General features: G+C 70.7%; 16 protein-coding genes and 1 pseudogene. 5 read left to right on the plus strand and 12 right to left on the minus strand.

Annotated elements, in window-relative coordinates:
• Window positions 1-47: 47 nt before the first annotated feature.
• From AOK15_RS09740 to AOK15_RS09750, 3 genes are all read right to left on the minus strand, one after another.
• Entirely contained in the window at window positions 48-560 is a 513-nt protein-coding gene (locus tag AOK15_RS09740; protein WP_205632105.1) for a GNAT family N-acetyltransferase, read from the minus strand.
• 107 nt (window positions 561-667) lie between these two features.
• Window positions 668-1276: a DUF1349 domain-containing protein gene (locus AOK15_RS09745; RefSeq protein WP_055514878.1), complete on the minus strand. Its 609-nt coding sequence runs from the start codon at window positions 1274-1276 to the stop codon at window positions 668-670.
• Between the two features lie 64 nt (window positions 1277-1340).
• Window positions 1341-2870, minus strand: a complete 1530-nt coding sequence (locus tag AOK15_RS09750; protein WP_079058392.1) for an aldehyde dehydrogenase (NADP(+)) — start codon at window positions 2868-2870, stop codon at window positions 1341-1343.
• Between the two features lie 145 nt (window positions 2871-3015).
• On the opposite strand from AOK15_RS09750, the gene AOK15_RS09755 reads away from it, so the two are divergent.
• Window positions 3016-3789 carry an IclR family transcriptional regulator gene (locus tag AOK15_RS09755; protein WP_055514882.1) on the plus strand — a complete coding sequence of 258 codons (774 nt, stop codon included), beginning with the start codon at window positions 3016-3018 and terminating at the stop codon, window positions 3787-3789.
• Window positions 3790-3919: 130 nt separating this feature from the next.
• Window positions 3920-5371, plus strand: a complete 1452-nt coding sequence (locus AOK15_RS09760; protein ID WP_055514884.1) for a peptidoglycan D,D-transpeptidase FtsI family protein — start codon at window positions 3920-3922, stop codon at window positions 5369-5371.
• A 90-nt stretch (window positions 5372-5461) separates the two neighbouring features.
• Here AOK15_RS09760 and AOK15_RS09765 read toward each other — a convergent pair whose 3' ends face one another.
• Window positions 5462-6913, minus strand: a complete 1452-nt coding sequence (locus tag AOK15_RS09765) for an NCS2 family permease (protein WP_055514886.1) — start codon at window positions 6911-6913, stop codon at window positions 5462-5464.
• 270 nt (window positions 6914-7183) lie between these two features.
• Here AOK15_RS09765 and AOK15_RS09770 point away from each other — a divergent pair, with 270 nt between their 5' ends.
• The 3 genes from AOK15_RS09770 (at window position 7184) to AOK15_RS09780 (ending at window position 10491) form a co-directional block, all read left to right on the plus strand.
• Window positions 7184-7786: a SigE family RNA polymerase sigma factor gene (locus tag AOK15_RS09770; protein WP_055514888.1), complete on the plus strand. Its 603-nt coding sequence runs from the start codon at window positions 7184-7186 to the stop codon at window positions 7784-7786.
• Window positions 7783-8652: a hypothetical protein gene (locus tag AOK15_RS09775; RefSeq protein WP_055514890.1), complete on the plus strand. Its 870-nt coding sequence runs from the start codon at window positions 7783-7785 to the stop codon at window positions 8650-8652. The genes AOK15_RS09770 and AOK15_RS09775 overlap by 4 nt, the downstream gene beginning before the upstream one ends.
• Window positions 8653-8805: 153 nt before the next feature.
• Window positions 8806-10491: a rhamnogalacturonan lyase B N-terminal domain-containing protein gene (locus AOK15_RS09780; protein WP_055514892.1), complete on the plus strand. Its 1686-nt coding sequence runs from the start codon at window positions 8806-8808 to the stop codon at window positions 10489-10491.
• Window positions 10492-10592: 101 nt separating this feature from the next.
• On the opposite strand, the gene AOK15_RS09785 is transcribed toward AOK15_RS09780, so the two are convergent.
• The 8 genes and pseudogenes from AOK15_RS09785 to AOK15_RS09820 all read right to left on the minus strand — a co-directional run bounded on the left by AOK15_RS09785 (window position 10593) and on the right by AOK15_RS09820 (window position 20199).
• Window positions 10593-11747 carry a right-handed parallel beta-helix repeat-containing protein gene (locus AOK15_RS09785; RefSeq protein ID WP_055514894.1) on the minus strand — a complete coding sequence of 385 codons (1155 nt, stop codon included), beginning with the start codon at window positions 11745-11747 and terminating at the stop codon, window positions 10593-10595.
• Window positions 11748-11876: 129 nt separating this feature from the next.
• Window positions 11877-12989: a right-handed parallel beta-helix repeat-containing protein gene (locus AOK15_RS09790; RefSeq protein WP_055514896.1), complete on the minus strand. Its 1113-nt coding sequence runs from the start codon at window positions 12987-12989 to the stop codon at window positions 11877-11879.
• A 50-nt stretch (window positions 12990-13039) separates the two neighbouring features.
• Window positions 13040-14166 (minus strand): annotated as a pseudogene (locus tag AOK15_RS09795) (dienelactone hydrolase family protein).
• Between the two features lie 109 nt (window positions 14167-14275).
• The gene (locus AOK15_RS09800) at window positions 14276-15307 is read right to left on the minus strand and encodes a pectinesterase family protein (RefSeq protein ID WP_055514898.1); all 1032 of its coding nucleotides are present in this window, start codon (window positions 15305-15307) and stop codon (window positions 14276-14278) included.
• A gap of 1 nt (window position 15308) precedes the next feature.
• On the minus strand, window positions 15309-16463 hold the full coding sequence (locus tag AOK15_RS09805) for a pectinesterase family protein (RefSeq protein WP_055514900.1): 1155 nt from the start codon (window positions 16461-16463) through the stop codon (window positions 15309-15311).
• Window positions 16463-17770, minus strand: a complete 1308-nt coding sequence (locus AOK15_RS09810) for a pectate lyase family protein (RefSeq protein WP_055514902.1) — start codon at window positions 17768-17770, stop codon at window positions 16463-16465. The genes AOK15_RS09805 and AOK15_RS09810 overlap by 1 nt, the downstream gene beginning before the upstream one ends.
• Window positions 17771-17831: 61 nt before the next feature.
• Window positions 17832-18638 (minus strand): rhamnogalacturonan acetylesterase, encoded by an 807-nt coding sequence (locus AOK15_RS09815; RefSeq protein WP_055514904.1) that lies wholly within the window; start codon window positions 18636-18638, stop codon window positions 17832-17834.
• 217 nt (window positions 18639-18855) lie between these two features.
• The gene (locus tag AOK15_RS09820) at window positions 18856-20199 is read right to left on the minus strand and encodes an ABC transporter substrate-binding protein (protein WP_055514906.1); all 1344 of its coding nucleotides are present in this window, start codon (window positions 20197-20199) and stop codon (window positions 18856-18858) included.
• Window positions 20200-20263: the final 64 nt, after the last annotated feature.

The following is a 20263-nucleotide window of genomic DNA, read 5'->3' on the forward strand; positions in this document are numbered from 1 at the left end:
CGGTCACCGGGGGGTGAGCCGCCCCCGTGTGCCGCCCTCGCTCCGGCTCACCCCCCGGTGACCGCGTAGGTGAGGAGCAGGTGGTGGTCGTCCGGGGCCGGCGGGTGCTCCGGGTCCGGTGTCCAGCCGAGGCGGGCGTAGAAGGCCCGCGCCCGGTGGTTGTCGACGTGGACGGTGAGCGTGGCCCTGCGCCTGCCGTCAGCCCGCCACTCCTCCACGCAGGCCGCGTGCAGGGCCCGGCCGGTGCCGCGGCGCCACTGGTCGGGGTCCACATGGAGCTGCGCGAGGTACACCGTGTCGGCGGGGCCGTCCTCCGCCGTGCGGAAGGAGGCGATACCGGTGATCCGGCCACGCTCCACCGCGCAGAGCACTCGGCCGTCCGGTCGCTCGACGGCCCGCCGCCACCCGGCGACCCAGTCCGTGCCGTCGTCGGGCACGCCGTCCGGGTAGTACGTCGCGCGGGCGCGGGCGTGCAGCGCGACGACCTCATGCAGCTCGGCGGGGAGCACGGTCCTGATCACACGCGCCCCGGTCACTCGTTCCCCACGATCCTTGATCATGCGGAGGAGGACGAGCGCGACGTCGCGGCGGTTCCGGTCGGGGGTGACACCCCGGGTGCCACGGCCGGGGGTGACACCGGGCGCCTTGGCGCCCCCGCACCCGCCTCTCAGCTGCCGTTTCGCAGGTCCTCGGGCCAGTTCGGACGGAACTCGATGCCGTCGTACGTCACCACGCACCCCTCCCCCATCGGGGACTGCGTCATGAACCCGACCAGGGCGGCCCCGCTCTCCCGCTCCCCGGCGAGCGTGAACAGCCGGACGAACGTCCAGTGCTTGCCGTCGCGGGAGGCGTGGAAGGCGAACGCCCGGCCTGTGCGGCTGACCCGCAGCCACACCGAACTCCCCTCGACGGTGAAGGAGTTGGCGTCGTCGGAGTGCCCACGGGTGACCACCGTGCAGACGGTGGGGACGTCCGGCGAGTACTCCAGGCACAGCTTCGCCCAGGCCCGCTCCCCGACGTGCACATACAGCACGCCCGCGTCGAACCCGGCGGCGAAGCCGACGGTGACGCGGGCGATCAACTGGAAGTCCCCCTCAGGCGCCCCCAGCAGCCTGGGCGCGTCCGTGACGGGGTCGAGCCTCTCGTCCGTGGGCGGCACGAACCGGTCCTGCCGGGCGCCGGCCCACCCGGTGAGCACCCCGTCCTCATAGGACCAGTGCCCATCGGGCCCATACGTACGAAGAGGGAAAGGGAGTTCGGGAAGTTCGAGATCCATTGGGGGATTCTCGCAGCCCCCGGCCGGCACCCGCGCCCCCTTTTGGAGGCGCGGGAAAGGCGGCCTACCGCTCCAGCGCGCCGTTGAAGCGACGCGGCAGTCCCAGCGGGTTGTCGTCCCGCAGCTCCGGCGGCAGCAGCGCCTCCGGCGCCCCCTGGTACGCGACCGGCCGCAGCCACCGCTCGATGGCCGTGCCGCCCACCGAGGTGGACATCGACGTCGTCGCCGGGTAAGGCCCGCCGTGGTGCTGGGCCGCGGCGACGGCCACACCCGTCGGCCAGCCGTTGACCAGTACACGGCCGGCCAGCGGCGTCAGCTCCGCGAGCAGCTCCGGGCCGCGGCCCTCACCGGCGGCCTCCTCGCCGGACAGGTGCACCGTGGCGGTGAGGTTGCCCGGCAGCCGGGAGAGCACCGACTTGGCCTCGTCCTCGTCCTCGTAGCGCGCGACGACCGTGAGCGGCCCGAAGCACTCCTCCAGGAGCAGGTCGTGCTCGCCCTCGGACGCCAGCTTGCCGGCGGGGACGGTGAGGAAGCCGGGGCTGACGGTGTGCTCGCCGCCCGCGCCCGCCGTCACCGGCGACTCCACGTCCGGCAGCTCCGCGCGCTCGGCGACACCGGCGAGGAAGTTGTCGCGCATCCGGTGGTCGAGCAGGACACCCGCGTCGACGTCGCTGACCGCGTCGGTGAGCGACTTGACCAGCCGGTCACCGGCGTCGCCCGCCGGCGCCAGCACCAGGCCCGGCTTCACACAGAACTGGCCGACACCGAGAGTCATGGAGCCCGCGAGACCCGAGCCGATCGCCTCGGCGCGCTCGGCCGCCGCGGCCTCGGTGATGAGGACGGGGTTCAGGGAGCCCAGCTCGCCGTGGAACGGGATCGGCACCGGCCGCGCGGCCGCCGCGTCGAACAGGGCCCGGCCGCCGCGGACGGAGCCGGTGAAACCGGCGGCGGTCACCAGCGGGTGCTTGACCAGCTCGACACCCGCCTCGAAGCCGTGGACGAGGCCGAGGACGCCCTCGGGGATGCCGTGCTCGGCTGCGGCGCGGCGCAGCACGATCGCGACCAGCTCGGACAGCGCCGGGTGGTCGGGGTGGGCCTTGACGACCACCGGGCACCCGGCGGCCAGCGCGCTCGCGGTGTCGCCGCCGGGGACGGAGAATGCGAAGGGGAAGTTGGAGGCCGAGTAGACGGCGACGACGCCCAGCGGGACCTTGTAGCGGCGCAGGTCGGGGATGGGCGGGGTCGCGGTGTCGTCGGGGTGGTTGATCACCACGTCGAGGAAGGCGCCCTCGTCGACGATGTCGGCGAAGGCCCGCAGCTGGTAGCAGGTGCGGGCGAGTTCACCGGTGAGGCGGACCGGGCCGAGCGCGGTCTCCGCGTCGGCGACCTCGACGAGCTGTTCCTTGGCCGCCTGGAGCTGGTCGGCCGCCGAGCGCAGGAACGCCGAGCGGACGGTGCGGTCGGCGAGGGCGCCGCGGGCCGCATGGGCCGCGCGGACGGCGGCGTCCACCTCCTGGGCTGTGGCCTCCACCGCAACCTGCTCGCGCTGCTTCCCGGTTCGGGGGTCGACACTCCAGACTGGTGCTGCTGCCACCGCGGGTCCCTCCACGTATTTCTGGGTCATTCCCAGGGGTATTGTCTGGGTCATTCACCAAGGTCGTTCGATATGCTGAACGCCGTCTTCAATGATGAATATGGTGTTGGAGACTATTTCCCGTCGAACGAAGGGGTCAAGGGCGATGTCGGCAGTCGAGACGGGCGGCGGAGCGCAGGTCAAGTCGGCGGTACGGACCGTCGAACTGCTCGAATACTTCGCCGGACGCCCCGGAATGCACTCCCTCGCGGCGGTGCAGGAGGCCGTCGGCTATCCCAAGTCCAGCCTTTATATGTTGCTCCGCACCCTGGTGGAGCTCGGCTGGGTGGAGACGGACGCGACGGGCACGCGGTACGGCATCGGCGTACGGGCCCTCCTCGTCGGCACCTCGTACATCGACGGGGACGAGGTGGTGGCGCTGGCCCGCCCCACGCTCGACCGCCTTTCGGACGACACCACGGAGACCATCCACCTGGCCCGCCTCGACGGCACCAACGTCGTCTATCTGGCCACCCGGCAGTCGCAGCACTATCTGCGGCCCTTCACCCGGGTCGGGCGGCGACTGCCCGCCCACTCCACCTCCCTCGGCAAGGCGCTGCTCGCCACCCACACCGACGAGCAGGTCCGCAAGATGCTCCCGGAGACCCTCCCGGCGCTCACCGAGAACACGATCACCGACCGGGAGCAGCTCATCGAGGAGCTCCACCAGGTCCGTGAGCAGGGCTTCGCCGTCGACCGCGAGGAGAACACCCTCGGTCTGCGCTGCTTCGGCGTGGCGATCCCGTACCGCACCCCGGCCCGTGACGCGATCAGCTGCTCCGTGCCGGTGGCCCGGCTCACGCCGGCGCACGAGCAGTTGGTCAAGGACGCCCTGTTCGACGCCCGCGACCGGCTCACGCTGGCGACCCGCAGACTCTGACCCGGACGCACAGCCCCTCGGCAGCCGACGGCCGGACCCCCTCCGGGCACATGAAGACCTCATGAAGACCTCATGAGAACCGGTACGGGAGGGAACGACCGACCGTATTCCGCTCGTCTGTCCGGGTGCGATGAACAAGACGATCAGGCGCAGCGCCGTCTTCACCCTGCTCCTCGTGCTCGCCCTGCTGGTGCGGGCGACGTGGGTGCAGTTCTACGAGGGCACGGCGCTCGCGGAGGACAAGGACAACCGGCGGAACGCCATCGAGACGTACGCGGCACCGCTCGGGAACATCATCGTGGGCGGTGACACGGTCACCGGCTCCGCGCGGACGAAGGGCGGCGACCTCGCCTACAAGCGCACCTACAAGGACGGTGAGCTGTACGCGGCGGTGACGGGGTACGCCTCGCAGAGTTACGCGCCCACGCAACTGGAGGGCATCTACCAGGACCTGCTCAACGGCACGGACCCCCGGCTGAAGACGGTGCTGGACACCCTGACCCGTGAACGGTCCGACCCGGGCGACGTGATCACGACGATCGACCCGTCCGTGCAGAGGGCGGCGTACGAGGCGCTCGGCGACAAGAAGGGCGCGGCCGTCGCGATCGACCCGAAGACCGGGAAGATCCTCGCGGTCGTGTCGACGCCGTCGTACGACCCCACGTCGCTCACGGACGCCAACACGGCGGGCGCGGCCTGGAAGAAGCTCACCGCGGACCCGGACAAGCCGCTGACCAACCGGGCGCTGCGACAGCCGCTGCCGCCGGGGTCGACGTTCAAGCTGGTCGTGGCGGCGGCCGCGCTGGAGGACGGGCTGTACCCGTCGGTGGACGTGCGGACGGACAGCCCCGACCCGTACACCCTGCCGGGCACGACGACCGAGTTGAGCAACGAGAACCCGAACGCGCCCTGCGAGAACGCCTCCATCCGTACGGCGTTGCAGTACTCGTGCAACAACGTGTTCGCGCGGATGGCCGTCAAGCTGGGCCAGGACAAGGTCAGGGCGATGGCCGAGAAGTTCGGCTTCGACGACACGGAGCAGGACGTGCCGGTGCGGGCTTACACCAGCGTGTACCCGTCCGACATGGACGAGTCGTCCACCGCGCTGACCGGGATCGGGCAGTACGACGTCACCGCGACCCCGCTGCAGATGGCCATGGTGTCGGCGGCCATCGCCAACGACGGCAAGCTGGTGGCGCCGCACATGGTGTCGCAGATCACCGACGGCGGCGGGGACGTGCTGGAGGACTACGACTCCGAGGCCGCCACCGAGGAGGTGGTGAGCGCGTCCACCGCGAAGCAGCTGCGGTCGGCGATGGAGACGGTCGTCGAGGACGGCACGGGCACGAACGCGCGGATCGGCGGGGCGACCGTGGGCGGCAAGACCGGTACCGCCCAGCACGGCGAGAAGAACAGCAAGACGCCGTACGCCTGGTTCACGTCGTACGCGAAGGCCGGCGGCAAGGAGGTCGCCGTCGCGGTGGTCGTGGAGCAGTCGAACGCGGCCCGCTCCGAGGTCAGCGGCAACGGGCTGGCGGCGCCGGTCGCGAAGGCCGTGATGCGGGCGGCGCTGAAGGACTGAGGCCGACGGTCGAGGACCGTCCGAGGACGAAGGGCCGCCCCGTTCCCCCCGAGGGGCGGCCCTTCCTTCATGGCCTCCGCCGCACCGCGTCTACCGCACGCCGAACAGCTGCTGGATCGGGTTGATCGCGAAGTACACCAGGAACAGCGCCGAGGTGCCCCACAGCAGCCAGTGGATCTCCCTGGCCCTGCCGAGGACCGTCCTGATGAGGACGTAGGCGAGGAAGCCGGCGCCGATGCCGTTGGTGATGGAGTAGGTGAACGGCATCACGGCGATCGTGAGGAACGCGGGGATGGCGATGTCGTACCGGTCCCAGTCGATGTTCTTGACCTGGGTCATCATCAGGAAGCCGACGGCGACCAGGGCGGGGGCGGCGGCCTGCATCGGGACGATGGTCAGCATCGGGGTGAGGAAGAGGGCGACCGCGAAGAGCCCGCCGGTGATCAGGTTGGAGAAGCCGGTGCGGGCGCCCTCGCCGACGCCCGCCGCGGACTCGATGTAGGAGGTCGCGGAGGACGAGGAGGCGGCGCCGCCGGCGACCGCCGCGGCGCCGTCGATGAGCAGGACCCGGCCGAGGTTCGGGACCTTGCCCTCCTCGTCGAGCAGACCGGCCTCGGCGCTGACGCCGACGACGGTGCCCATGGTGTCGAAGAAGTCCGAGAGCAGCAGGGTGAAAAGCAGCAGGACGACCGTGATGACGGTGGTCTCGCCGAAGGAGCCGAAGAGGCTGAAGTCGCCGATCAGTCCGAACTCGGGTGCGGCCACGAGGTCGTCGGGGACCTTCGGGGTGGTCAGGCCCCAGCTCTTGATGTCGGCCAACGAGTTGATCACGATCGCAACGACCGTCATCGTCAGGATGCTGATCAGGATCGCGCCCCTCACCTTGCGGGCGAGCAGGCCGATGGTCAGCAGGACACCGAGGCAGAAGACCAGGAGGGGCCAGCCCGACAGCGCCCCGGTCGCGCCGAGCTGTACGGGAACCGTGGTGTTCGCGATGTCCGGGATGCGGGTGACGAACCCGGCGTCGACGAAGCCGATGAAGGCGATGAACAGGCCTATGCCGACGCTGATCGCCTGCTTGAGCGGCTGCGGTATGGCGTGCATGACGGCCTCGCGCAGGCCCGTGACCACCAGGACGCAGATCAGCAGGCCTTCGAGGACGACCAGGCCCATCGCGTCGGGCCAGCTCATCAGCGGGGCTATCTGGAAGGCGACGACCGCGTTGAGTCCGAGGCCCGCGGCGAGCGCGAGCGGCAGGTTGCCGCCGACGCCCATGATGATCGTCATCACGGCCGCCACGAGGGCGGTGGCGGTGACGAGTTCGGCGCCGTCGAGGGTGTGGCCGTACTTGTCCTTGGCACTGCCCAGGATGATGGGATTCAGGACAAGGATGTATGCCATCGTGAAGAACGTGGCGAGGCCGCCGCGTATCTCACGGGCGAGAGTGGATCCCCGGGCGGTGATGGCGAAGAAGCGATCGACGCTGTTCGCCCCCGGTGGCGGGGTGCTCGGCCGGTCGGCCACCTTCTGTGCCTCGGACATGGGCGGTGCTCCTAGTGACATGTGTGTACGACGCGCGGGTGCTGGCTGGATTGTTCCGTCGTTGAACCCGGTTCAGGTTTTCTCCGTGTTACGGAATCGACGTTCGTCCCGTAAGACGGCGTTCGAAGGCTCGTACGAAGTTCGTTCACGATCACTGCTACTCTTCCGGATCTCGTCGGGGGAAGCCCCGGAGGATCACGTGTCGTTCACACGACGCGCACAGGCACCCGGTCCCGGTGCCTCCAGCCGAAGCGAGGAGAGAGGTCGCCCGTGGGCACGGTCGTCGACGACGCAGCCTCCGTGGAGTTCCACGACTTCTTCGAACGGCACTACGCCGAACTGTCCCGTCTGGCCCATCTGTTGACCGGTGAGGCGGACGCTGCGGACGATCTCGCCGCGGACGCGCTGCTCGCGATGTGGCACCGCTGGGACCGGGTCCGCGCGGCGGAGCACCCGGTGGCGTACGCCCGCGGTGTGGTCGCCAACCTGGCCCGGACCCGGATCCGCAGCGCGGTGCGGGAGCGCCGCCGGATCACGCTGTTCTGGTCACAGCGCGAGGAGAAGGCCGAGAATCCCGATGTGGCCGGGGCGGTCGACGTGCAGTCGGCGCTGCGCCGGCTGCCGTTCCGCAAGCGGGCGTGCGTGGTGCTGCGGCATGCGTTCGACCTCTCGGAGAAGGACACGGCGCTCGCCCTCGGCGTCTCGGTCGGTACGGTGAAGAGCCAGACGTCCAAGGGGATGGCCGAGCTGCAGAAGCTGCTCGGCACCGGGGACGCCCCGAAGCGGATGCCCGCCGGCATCACGGGCACGGGCGTCGCGGGCGCGAGGGTGACCGGCGCGGGTGCGCCGGGCAGCGGAGGAAGGGACCGATGAGGGACGTGCACGAGGAGCTGCGCGCCCGGCTGCGCGAGTCGGCCGAGGCGCACGAGCCCGACCGCGCCCGCATCCTGGCCCGGATCGAGCGCGGAATGGCGGCCCCCGAGGAGCGGGGCCGCAGCCGGAAGGCCACACGGCCGCCGCTGTGGGGCTGGGTACGTGTGGTCAGCGCGACCGCCGGTGTCGCGGGGGTGCTCGCGGTGGGCGGCTATGCCGTCGCGTCGGCGGTGAAGGGCGAGGAGCGGCCGAACGACCAGACCGTCGCGGTGTCGCCGACTCCGGTGGAGTCCCCGGCCGCGACGAGCCGGGCCCCCGTCCCGCCGGACCCGCAGCCGAGCCGCGGCGGGTCGAAGCAGGAGCGCGAGCCCAGCTCCGCGCCGTCGAGCACGCCGTCGGCCAAGAACTCCCCCGTCCCGAAGCTGCCTTCCTCGGGGGACGAGCAGGACGGTCCGCTCCGGTCGGACGGTTCGGTCGACCCGCACAGCAACGAGTTCTGGGCGCAGAGCAATCTGAACCTGAGGACGAGCGAGCAGCTCACCGAGCTCACCGTCCAGCTGCGGATCGCCGAGACCGGCGGGGTCTCCTCGACCGGCGCCTGGCGCTCGCTGCCGGCGCAGGACTTCGACCTGACTGTCACGGAGGACGACGGCTTCCTGGTCTACACCTGGGTGCTCAAGGACGGCCGTACGGTCCCGAAGGGCGAGTTCGTCTTCGCCGGGCAGTACAACCACGAGCGCGGTGGCCGGGACGCGAGCGACGACCGCTACGCGATGACCGCGAAGGCGGACGGCGAGGAGTTCGCGGTGGCGGGCGACTTCGAGGGCCGTGACGAGGGCGACGCGTCGGACGACGGCGACTCGTAGAAAGTCCCGCGAAAAAATTTCGTGGGGACGGCAACCCTTTGGCCGCCGGTGGCGACCGGAAGACGTGAGAGCGGGAGGGAACCGGCTGCCGGTTCCCGTCATCTGCTCTCACGTACGAGCGATACGGAATCCACCATTCCCGGAGCACGCCCCTTGAGCACGCACAAGAGACGACGCCTGTCCCGCAGACGGCTGCTCGGCGCCACCGCGATCGGCGTGGCCGCCACCGGCGCCGCCGTCGCGGGTGGCACCGGCCTCCTCTCCACAGCGTCCGCCGCCGGTTTCGGACACTCCGACGACGGCCGGAACCTCGTCGTCGACACGGGCGCCGGCCTGGTCTTCAAGATCTCCAAGACCACCGGCGACCTCACCTCCCTGCGCTACCGGGGCAAGGAGTACGAGGGCTACGGCGGCAGGCACTCGCATGTCGAGTCCGGGCTCGGCAGCGCCACCGTCACGCTCCGGCAGTCGGGGCAGACCATCCTGGTGAAGGCCGCGCACGGCGCGATCACCCAGTGGTACGCGGCCCGCAGCGGCCAGAGCACCATCCATCTGTGGACGCACAAGGCGGACGCCTCCTTCACCGCGACCCGCTTCCTCGTCCGCCTGAAGCCGGGCGTGTTCCCGAACGAGGGCCCGGACTCCTGGATCGAGAGCTCCGACAAGGTCATCGAGGCCGGCGACGTGTGGCGGCGCGCGGACGGCACCACCCACTCCAAGCACTACTCGGGCAAGCGGGTCATCGACTACGACCACATCGGGTTCACCACCGATGAGGTCGGCCTGTGGCTCGTGCGCTCCAACCATGAGAAGGCGTCCGGCGGCCCCTTCTACCGGTCGCTGCTGCGACACTCCAACGACAAGGGCGCCGGGCTCTACGAGATCCTGCACTACCACCAGGCCCAGACCGAGCCGGAACGTTTCGGCCTCCAGGGCCCGTACGTCCTCGCCTTCACCGACGGCGGCGCCCCCTCCCCCGCCCTGGCCCACGACCGGCTGGACACCTCCTGGGTGGACGGCCTCGGCATCACCGGCTGGGTCGGCAGGGCCGGACGCGGCAAGGTGGCCGGGGTCGGGCTCAAGGGCATGGACCCGAAGCACGCGTACACGGTCGGCTTCGCCAACGCCGACGCCCAGTACTGGACCAGGGCCGCGGTCGGCACCGGCGCCTTCTCCTGCAAGGGCATGCTGCCGGGCACGTACACCCTGACCGTCTACAAGGGCGAACTGGCCGTGCACACCCGGCAGGTGACGGTGACGGCGGGCGGCTCCACCGCGCTCAACACCCTGACCATCACCGGGGATCCGTCCGCGGCGAGGACCCTGTGGCGGCTCGGCGACTGGGACGGCACGCCGCGCGGGTTCAAGAACGCCGAGCTGATGACCTACGCGCATCCCTCCGACGGCCGGGCCGCGAAGTGGACGGGTGACGTCACTCTCGGCGGCGGCGACCAGGCCGCGACGTTCCCGGCGTATGTGTGGCAGGACGTGAACAACGGGGTCCGCGTGTACTTCAAGCTGACCGCCGCGCAGGCCGCCGCCGCGCACACGCTGCGGATCGGGGTCACGGACGCGTTCTCGAACGGCCGGCCGCGGGTGACGGTCAACGAGTGGGTGTCGCCGGTCCCGTTGCCGCCCAAGCAGCCCTCGACGCGTTCCCTGACCACGGGTTCGTACCGGGGGAACAACCACATGTTCACGTTCCAGGTCCCCGCCAGTGCATGGAAGTCGAACGCCAGTGGGTACAACGTACTGAAGATCGATGTCGTCAGTGGATCGAGCGGCACGGCCTTCCTGAGCCCTGGCACCTCGTTCGACTGTGTGGACCTGCTGGCCTGAGCCCCCCTCGGCCGGCAGTGGTGCCGACCTGAGCCCCCCTCGGTCGGCACGACAAGCGCCCCCCGCCGGTGACGACCGGCGGGGGGCGCCCTTCTCACGGATCAGCGCATCGTCGAGCCGACGGCCGTGGAACCGGTCGTCAGGAACGCCGTGACCGGCAGCGCGCCACCCCTGCCACGCGGCCCATACACAGCGCGGGCGTCCGTGGACCTGAACGGCGGTGTGGCCACCCCGCTGTTCCAGTTGTCGTCCGCCGACACCGTGCGCGGACCCAGCCGGGCCTTCCCCGTGCCGTTGCCCACCGCGAGGTTCCGCGTCAGCCGGGCCTTCCCCGTCGGGAAGGAGAACCCGTCCGCCCGGTTGGCGTAGGCGGTGTTGCGGTGCAGCCGGATCGCCCCGGTGTTGGAGTTCTCGGTGAAGCCGTGCAGCGTGTTGTCCCAGGCCGCGCTGGAGTGGACGGAGTGGGCGACGGAGGCACCGCCGCCGCCCAGCTTGAACCCGTTGCCGTTGCCCTGGAAGGCGCTGTCGTTCCAGCGGTTCCTGCCGTTGCCGAAGGCCCAGGAGTGCTCGACGGTGACGGGCGAGGAGAACTGCCAGAGGTCGAGGCCGTCGTCCGCGTTGTCGTAGAGGCGGGCGCCGGTGATCCGGTTGCCGGTGCCGGAGCCGAACTTCACGGCGATGCCGTCGGCGTTCTGGCCGTGGTTCGCGGCGTCGTAGTTGCCGTGGCTGTCCAGGTTCCGCACGAGGTTGCCTGTGGTGCCGTCGCCGCGCAGGGTGAAGCCGGAGTCGCCGTTGTCCGCGGTGACGAGGTTGTCGAAGATCCCGCCGACGGACGACGTGGCGACGAACCCCTGTGCCGGGGAGTTCTGGAAGGTGATCCCGGAGACGGTCCAGTGGTCGCCGTGGATCCCGGCGAGCCAGGACCCGGCGGGCAGCGCGGAGCCGTCGATCCTGACCTTCCCGTCCCCGTACGCGGTGAGCGTGATCCGGGCCGAGGGGGTGCCGTCGGCCGTGGACCTCAGGGTCCGGGTGGGCCGGTAGGTGCCGCCGCGGACCTTGATGGTCGTGCCGGCGGTGGCCCGGGCGAAGGCGGACTCCAGCGACGCGGTGCTGGAGACGGTGACCGTGGTCGCGGCGGCACGGGCGCCGTCGTCGGAGAGGCCGAGCAGGACGCCGCCCGCCCCCGAGGCGACGGCCACCGCGGCCGCGATCGACAGGGTGCCGGTTCTGCGATGGCGCCCGATGCTCTGACGCACGGGGGTTCCTTTCTCGGGGGACGAGGAGCGAAGCGGGCCGGAGGGGCCGCCCCGGCCCGCTTCTGTCACTGGTCGTCGCCCCGCGGCGAAAGGTTGCCGCGCATCGCCGAAAGTTCTCGAAAGTGCGGCTCAGTCCATCGTCGCCCCGATCGTCGTGCTGCCCGTGGTCAGGAACGTGGTCGCGGGCAGCGCGCCGTTCGACTGGCGGGCGTTGTACGTCGTCGAGGCGTTGGTGGAGCGGAACGCGGGCGTGGAGACGCCGGAGTCCCAGGAGTTGCCGGACGAGACGACCGACGAGCCCTTGGTGACCGCGCCGGAGCCGTTGCCGACGGCCAGGTTCCTGCCGAGGCGGGCCGCGCCGGTCGCGAAGTAGTAGCCCCACTTGGCGTTGGCGTAGGCGGTGGTGCGGTTGATGACGATGGCGCCCTTGTTGCTGTTCTCGGTGAAGCCGTTGCCTGCGTTGTCCCAGGCCGCCGAGTTGTTGATGACATGGGCCACGGTCTCGCCGTCGCCGCCCAGCTTGTAGCCGTTGCCGTCGCCCGCGAACGCGGAGTCGCCCCAGCGGTTCCTGCCGTTGCCCATCGCCCAGGTGTGCTCGACGGTGACGGGCGAGGAGAACGACCAGAAGTCCAGGCCGTCGTCCGCGTTGTTGTAGAGGCGGGCCCCGGTGATGAGGTTGCCCGAGCCGGAGCCGAACTTCACGGCGATGCCGTCGGCGTTCTCCCCGTGGTTGGCCCGGTCGTAGTGGCCGTAGGAGTCGATGTTGCGGACGGTGTTGTTGGTGGTGCCGTCGCCGGTGAGCGTGAAGCCGGAGTCGCCGCCGTTGATGGTCTTGATGGTGTCCCAGACCGTGGAGGCACAGGACTGGCAGACCACCGCGCTGTCCGGGGAGTTCTGGAAGGTGATCCCGGAGACGGTCCAGTAGTCCGCGGTCAGCTTGAAGATCCAGTCGCCGCCGGGGAGGTTCGAACCGTCGATCTTCACGGTCTCCGAGCCGTACGGCTGGAGGTGGATCCGGCTGGAGGAGCTGCCGTTCGCCGTGGACTGGAGGGTGGCCGTCGGGTAGTACGTGCCGCCGCGCACCTGGATGACCGTGCCCGGGGTGGCGTTCTTCAGGGCGTTGGACAGGGCGGTCGTGGTGTTGACGACGACGGTCGCGGCGTGCGCCTGGGTGGGGAGCACGGCAAGCCCGGCGCCGAGGGCGAGAGCGGTGCCCAGGGCGAGAGTGGTACGACGAGACATGGAGAGCGGTTCCTTTCTCGTGCGGGTGGGGTGTTCAGCGGGTGGGGTGTTCACAGGACGGAGTCGAGCCATGCGAGGACCTCGTCCTGCTGGGGCGCGGTGCAGACATGGCCGAGGTCGGGCCAGGTCTTCAGCCGCAGCCGTTCCTCGGCGCGGCGGGACCGCCAGACGGCGCGCAGCTTGTCGTGGGCCACGCGGACGCCGTCGGCGGGGAACAGCGGATCGAGGCCGCCGTTCAGGAAGAACATCGGCTTGGGGCGCCGATGCTCGCCACGTCGGGGAAGTCGAGGTACCGGGCGAGCCCGGGGTGGAGCATGTAGTAGGAGGAGTGGCCGCGCAGGATGTTGTTGCCGGGGACCATGACCTCCTTGAGCCCGGTCATCCAGCAGACGCTCGCCGCGGCGGCGATGTCGTCGCTGAGCGCGGCCGTCTGCCAGGCCCGGAAGGCACCCATCGAGAAGCCGACGGCCGCCACCCGGCGCCGGTCGACCCGGTCGAGCCCCGCCAGGAAGGCCGCCGCGCGCACGTCCTCCCGGGCCATGAGCCCGGCGAGCGACGAGCCCAGGTGGTAGAGGTTGCTCGCGAGGGCCTGCTGCTGCTCGTAGGTGATCGGGCCCCGGTCGCCCCAGCCGAGCGCGTCCACGGCGAGGACGGCGTACCCCCGCCGGGCCAGTTCGTCCCCGAGGAACCGCCCGTCGAAATAGCGGTCGGCCCACGCCTCGGCCGTGGCGAGCCGGGTCTCGTCGTACCAGGGCCGGACCAGTTTCTCCTTGCCGATGTCGAAGCGGGCGCCGTGGTCGTGGAGCAGCAGCACCGCGGGGAACGGTCCGCTGCCGTGCGGGGTGAGCAGCGCGCCGCGGACGCGCTCGTACCGGGTGAGGGAGAAGGTGACCAGCTCACGGGTGAAGCCGTCCCCCTCGGGGTGCCGCTCGCCGAACTCGGGCGCGAACGGAGTGTGGTCCGGGGCGACGAACAGGTGCTCCTCGACCTTGGCGCGGGCCGCCCGCCGCCAGGCGCGGACATCGCGGATCGGGGAGGTGCCCCAGGCGAGCGGGAAGCGGAGCTCCTCCTTGAGGAGGGGGTGGAAGTCGGGGAGGGCACTGTCGAGACCGGCGAGGGCCGGGGGTTCGCCCGCCCCGGCGGCTGCCCCGACGGCCGTCCCGGTCCCGGCGAGCATCGCGGCGGCCGACGCCGCCGTGACGAAGGCCCGACGCCCGAACCGGTCGCCGCCCTGCCCGGATCGACGGGCCGCGGACACCTCCGCCGGGTCGCCGTCGGCGCCCGGATCACGGGCACCCATCGGGCCTCCAGTCCCCCAGATAGGTCCGCCGGGTGTGCAGGGTGGCCTCCGCCGCGGTGAGCCGCGGCCGGTTCTCGGGCACCGTGACGGCCGCGCCCGGACCGGAGTTGTCGTACTCGCGAAAGCGCATGGTCTGCCACGGGTACGCCTCGCGCATGTCGGTGTAGGGGGCCACGGCGTCGATGCCGGGGCCGATCCAGGTGTCCCGGACGACCAGGGAGGGCCAGGCCGTCGTCTCGTACGACGGGACCCAGGGGCGGGCGATCTTGTACGCCCCGTCCTCGGCACCGGAGGTGATCCGGCCCCGCAGGGCGAGGAACCCGTAAGGGTTGGCGCGGGCTGTGGAGGGCGCGAAGACCATGCCCTTGGGGGTGAAGGGGACGTCCCGCCGGAGTGTGTGGAAGCGGCAGGACTCGAAGACCGCCCGTGCCCGGCCGAAGACGAAGTCGACGTCGCCCTCGATGTGGCAGTGGCGGTAGTACTGCCGGTCGAAGACGTCGAGCGCGGTGGTGTCCGCGAAGAGGGTGTCCTGGTGGGCGAGGAGGCGGACGTTCTCGAAGTGGCTGCGGTCGCCGGTCACGTACGCGGCCACGGCCTGGGTCCCGGTGATGTCGGGGTGGTCGGCGCGCAGCCAGTCGTTGGCGAGGGTCAGGTCGCGCACGGTCAGTCCGGGCGCGGCGGAGGTGAAGGTGGCCGAGCCCGCCGTGCCGTACGTGCCGCCCTCGGGCCTGGGCGTGCCGTTCGCCCGGTCGAAGACGATGACGGCGGCGCGCGGGTCGCGGGAGGCGCCGCGAAGCATCAACTCCGCCTTGTCGGACGGGATGTCGACGACCTCGCGATAGGTGCCCGGATGCACCACGATCGTCCAGCCGGGGCCGTCCACCGCGTCCACGGCGGCCTGGACGGAGCCGCCGCGCCGGACGTGCAGGACCCGGCGGCGCGCGTCGGCGGAGGCGGGGGTGGCGCCGGCGGCCGCGAGGCCGCCGGCGATCCCGGTGAGGAGGGTGCGCCGGCGCACGTCAGCACCCCTTCCAGGGAGCCCAGTCACCGAGGTACGCCTCGCGGGTGTGCGCGGCGGCCTCCTCTGCGGTGAGCTGGGGCCGGTTCTCCGGGACGGTGATCCGGGCGCCGGGGCCGGTGTTCCGGTACTCCGCGAACCGCTGGTCCTGCCAGGGGAAGCCGGAGGACATGTTGGTGTACGGGGCCGGCGCGTCGATGCCGGCTCCGAGGTGCGTCTCGCGGACGGTCAGCATGGGCCTGGCGGTGGTGTCGGAGCTGGGCACCCACGGCCGGGCCAGTTTGTAGTGGGCGTCCGGGGCCCCGCTGGTGATCCGGCTCCGGGTCACCAGACAGCCGCGCGGGTTGGCGCCCGCGGTGGACGGCGCGAACACGAACCCGTACGGGGCGGACGCGAGGTCGGTCCGGGTCAGGGTGTGGAAGTGGCAGCGTTCGAACACCGCGGTGGCCCGGCCGAAGACGAAGTCCACGTCGCCTTCGGCGTAGCAGTCCCGGAAGTACTGGCGGGCGAACGTGCCGAGCGCCATCGAGTCGGCGTAAAGCGTGTCCTGGTGCCCGAGGAACCGGCACCGCACGAACGCCGAGCGGTCGCCCTGCACCTTGAGGGCGACGGCCTGGGTGCCGCTGATCTCGGGGTGGTCGGCGCGCAGCCAGTCGTTGGCGAAGGTGATGTCCCGCGCGGTGAACCCGTCGCCCTGGACGAGGGTGGTCGCCGATCCGGTCGTGCCGTAGGTGCCGCCACCGGGCTTGGGGGTGCCGGCCGCGTTGTCGTACACGACCGTGACGTCGCGGGCGTCGCCGGAGGCACCGATCCAGGTCATGTCCTTGCGGGCGGTGCTCACGGCGACGGTCTCCCGGTAGACGCCGGGTGCGACGACCAGTGTGTGGCCGGTGCCTCCCCCAGTGCTGAAGGCCTGGGAGGTACCCCCAGCCGCGGTGACGGCGGCCTGCACGGTGGTGAAGTCCCCGGCGCCCCCGGCGTGCACGTACAGCGTCCGCTCGTCGAGCCGGGCGGCCGGTGAGCCGTACCGTCCGAAGGGCGACCGGCCGCGGGAGGCGTGGGCCGGTGCCGCCGTCCCCAGCGCGAGCGCGGCACCGGCACCGGCACTCGCGAGGACGAACGACCGTCTGCTCAGGGCTGTTGCTCGATCGGTCATCAGCAGACCTTTCCCGCGCCCGCCCGGGCCTTGAGGATCGCGGGCACGGCGCGGGGCGAGTCGACCTTCTTGCGCAGGGTCGGCGTCCAGCCGGCACCGGACTGAAGGGTCTCGGCCGGGATCTCCGCGTTGTGGACGGCGATGAGGTCGGTGAGCCGGCCGTTGACGTAGTTGTTCTCGGCGGTCAGCGGGGACTCGTTCCACTTCTTCAGGACCTTGCCGACCTTGGCCCCGGCGGGCAGCGTGACGGCGTTGTCGGTGGCGTGGAGCTGCGAGGAGATGCCGACGCCGAAGACGTAGTAGTCGTCCTTCTGTTCCTCGTTCACCACGTAGTGGTTGTTGTAGACGTCGACCTGTCCGAACCGCACGCGCGGGGAGCGCTGGAGGATCCCCTCGAAGCGGTTGTGGTGCATCGTGACCTTGAGCTTGCCGGCGTCCTGGGAGGCGGAGCCGTCGCTGTTGCCGATCAGCATGTTCTTGTCGTGGTTCTCGAAGCGGTTCCAGGACACGGTCACGTGGTTGGCGCCGCGCACGATGTCGGTGAGGCCGTCGTGCTGCTGGAAGACCTTGCCGAAGTACACCGGACGTGCGCTGTCCGGGTAGCGCCCGTCGGTGAACGTGTTGTGGTCGAGCCAGACGTGGTGGGTGCCGTAGACCACCACGGCGTCGTACTCGGAGTTCCACGCACCGGTGCGGTTGTCGTCGGTGGGGTCCCACTTGGGGAAGCAGTCCAGCGGTGCCTCGACGGTGAGGTTGCGCAGGATGACGTTGGAGACGCCCTTGACCTGGAGGCTGCCGCCGAGGATGCCGGAGTTCCTGCCGACGCCGACGATGGTGGTGTTGCTGGGGATGTTGGCCTTGATCTCCGCGTCCTGCCGGGCGGCGGAGGCGACCCGGGCGTCCTCCTGCGGGCCCATGGCGACCTTGTCGTTGCCGTACACGGCCGGGTCGTAGTCCTTCAGGTACTGCTGGAGGTCGTATCCGCCGGTGACGAAGGCGTCGCAGCCCTGGGAGACGGCGTCGATCATCCCCTTGATCTTGATGATCTTCGGCGCGTCGCCGCCGTCCCTGAGCGCGGCTTTGAACTCCGCCCAGGTGGTGACGGTGTAGACGTGCTCGGCGTCGGCCGCCGAGCCCCCGGTGGTCCCGCCTTCCGCGGAGCCCCAGCCGTCGCCGGCGGCAAGGACCTGGCGGCCGAGGTCGGTGGACCCCGCGTGGGCCACGCCGGTCCCGGTGACGCCGAGGACGAGGGCGGTGCAGCCGACAACGGCGGTAATGGCATGGGCATGCCAGACATGAGCACGCATGGGTGCGGGTTCCTTTCCAGAACAAGGGGGAAGAACAGAGCGCCCGTGGAGGGGCGGAGTGCTACGCCTGGGGCCAGGTGATCCAGGAGTCGGGGACCGTCTCGTTCAGCCGGCGCACGTCGCGGGGAGCCAGCACCCGGCGCCGCAGCAGCTCGGAGGCGACCAGCCGTGCCACGGCGATGGCCCCCGGCGGATTGAAGTGCGTGTTGTCCTGCTCGGTCTCGGTCCAGTTGAAGTACTTCTTGGTCTCCTCGACCCCGAGCTTCTGCCAGAGCGCGAGGGACAGCGTCTGGATGTCGAGGAGGGCGACCCCCTCCTCCTGGGCGAGGGCGCGCATGGCCGCCGGGTACGCGCCGTGGGTCGGCTGCGCCACCCCGCCCGCGTCGAACTTCCGGCGCTCCACGGAGGTGGCGAGGACCGGCCGGGCGCCCCGCGCCCGCGCGCCGTCGATGTACTGGCGCAGGTAATCCTGGTAGGTGGTCCACGGCTCGGTGTACCGGGTGGGGTCGGCCACCTTGGAGTCGTTGTGACCGAACTGGACGATCAGGAAGTCGCCGGGGCGGATGGCCCCCAGGACGACGTCCAGTCTCCCCTCGTCGATGAAACTCTTCGAACTCCGGCCGTTCACGGCGTGGTTGGAGACCTTCAGCCCGGTACGGAGGAAGAACGGCAGCGCCATGCCCCACCCGGTCTCCGGCCGGGCGTCGGCGTACTTCTGGGCGGCGGTGGAGTCGCCGGCGAGGTAGACCGTGGGCTCACGGCGGACCCGGCCCGAGGAGACGGCGGCGGAGGCGGGCCCGGTGGCGGCGACGGCGAGCGGAACGGCAGCGAGCGCCGCGGTGGTGACCTGTCTACGGGTGAGGGACACGTGCGGGTGCCTTTCTCAACAGGCGTGCGGGATACGAGGGTTGTGCGGAGCCTCTCTTGGGGTGGGGGTGCCCCCGCGCCCCCTTCTTCCAGGGGCGCGGGGAACTGCGCGACCAGCAGAAACGGACCGGCAGTCGAAGCGGACCTGCCGCCGCAGCGGACCTGCCCTCCTAAGCGGACCTGCCCTCCTAAGCGGAACTGCCCTCCGAAGCGCAGCGTCAGCCCTTCTGCTCGTTCCATTCGGCCTGCGCCTTGTTCAGCTGGTCGGCCAGCGAGTCGAGGAACTCCTTCGCACTCGTCTGCCCGTCCATCACCTTCTGGAAGGCCGGCTCGTTGTCGGCCTTCGAGATCGTGTTCCAGTCCGGCAGGTAGTACGGCAGCTGCACGATCGAGGTCGACCCGTCGGTCAGCGCGGCGGCGGCCAGCTTCGTCGGCTCCGCCTCCTGGATCCACTCGTCCCGCGCCGCGTCGTTGTTCGCCGGCACCTGGCCCGCCGACTCGTTGAACTTGGAGTTCTCCTCGTGCGACATGGCGAACTCGATGAACTTCCAGGCGGCCTCCTTGTTCTTCGAGCTCTTGAACATGCCGAGCCCGTCGACCGGGTTGGAGACCTGGACCCGCTTGCCGCCGGGGCCGGTCGGCTGCGGGATGCCCCGGAACTTGTCGCCGAACGCCTTCACATGGTCCTGGTAGGAGCCCAGGTTGTGGTTGAGCATGCCGATCGTGCCGGAGTCGAACTGGGCGACCATCTTGGTGAAGTCGTTGTTGAGGTCGGCCGCGGGAGTGACCTTCTTGTAGAGGCCGACGTACTTCTCCAGCGCCGCCACGTTCTTCGGGTCGTTCACGGTGGTCTTCTCACCGCTGGAGTCCCAGAACGAGGTGATGCCCGACTGCCCGTACATCGCGTCCAGCGCCTGGGCGATGGAGCCCGCGCCACCGCGGATGGTGTAGCCGAACTTGTTCTTGTCCTTGTCCGTGAGCTTCTCGGCGGCCTTGTAGAACGTGTCCCAGGTGGTCGGCTCGTCGAGGCCGGCCGCCTTGAACAGGTCGGTGCGGTAGTAGAGGACGCCGTTGTTCGCGGAGGTCGGGATCGAGTACAGGGCCTCGCCACCGCCCGCCGACTTCAGCGACTCGACCATCGCCTCGTTGAGCTTGCCGTTCAGGGAGGACTTGGAGAGCCGGCCGTCCAGCGGTTCCAGCGCGCCCTGCGCGGCGAACCCGGCGGCCATGGCCGCGCCGACTCCGCCGACGTCCGGCAGACCGCCGCCCTGGATGGCGGTGTCGACCTTCGACTGGTACTCGGTGGCCGCGATGCCGACGTACTCGACCTTGATGTCCGGGTTGGCCTTCTGGAAGTCGGCGATGATCTCCTTCCAGATGTCGGTGCGGACACCGCCGTTGTTGTCCCAGAAGACGATCTCGCCCTTGCCGCTGCCCTCGGAGCCCTTGTCGCCGCCGGTCCCGCTGCCGTCGTCACCGCAGGCGGTGGCGGTCAGGGCGAGGACGGATCCCAGGGCGACGGCCAGGGCGGCGCGCCTGCTTCTGTGATTGCTGATCTTCATTGAACGGCTCTCTCTTCTGGATCCAACGAGGGTGATGAAGGTGTGGGGGGGGCTGGTGCTGCCG

Origin of the sequence: Streptomyces ossamyceticus, assembly GCF_001418475.1 — a bacterium.
GTDB lineage: Bacteria > Actinomycetota > Actinomycetes > Streptomycetales > Streptomycetaceae > Streptomyces > Streptomyces ossamyceticus.

Coding starts and splice junctions, on each gene's coding strand:
- AOK15_RS09740 (WP_205632105.1), bottom strand. CDS start 560: ATGATCAAGGATCGTGGGGAACGAGTGACCGGGGCGCGTGTGATCAGG.
- AOK15_RS09745 (WP_055514878.1), bottom strand. CDS start 1,276: ATGGATCTCGAACTTCCCGAACTCCCTTTCCCTCTTCGTACGTATGGG.
- AOK15_RS09755 (WP_055514882.1), top strand. CDS start 3,016: ATGTCGGCAGTCGAGACGGGCGGCGGAGCGCAGGTCAAGTCGGCGGTA.
- AOK15_RS09760 (WP_055514884.1), top strand. CDS start 3,920: ATGAACAAGACGATCAGGCGCAGCGCCGTCTTCACCCTGCTCCTCGTG.
- AOK15_RS09765 (WP_055514886.1), bottom strand. CDS start 6,913: ATGTCCGAGGCACAGAAGGTGGCCGACCGGCCGAGCACCCCGCCACCG.
- AOK15_RS09775 (WP_055514890.1), top strand. CDS start 7,783: ATGAGGGACGTGCACGAGGAGCTGCGCGCCCGGCTGCGCGAGTCGGCC.
- AOK15_RS09790 (WP_055514896.1), bottom strand. CDS start 12,989: ATGTCTCGTCGTACCACTCTCGCCCTGGGCACCGCTCTCGCCCTCGGC.
- AOK15_RS09805 (WP_055514900.1), bottom strand. CDS start 16,463: ATGACCGATCGAGCAACAGCCCTGAGCAGACGGTCGTTCGTCCTCGCG.
- AOK15_RS09810 (WP_055514902.1), bottom strand. CDS start 17,770: ATGCGTGCTCATGTCTGGCATGCCCATGCCATTACCGCCGTTGTCGGC.
- AOK15_RS09820 (WP_055514906.1), bottom strand. CDS start 20,199: ATGAAGATCAGCAATCACAGAAGCAGGCGCGCCGCCCTGGCCGTCGCC.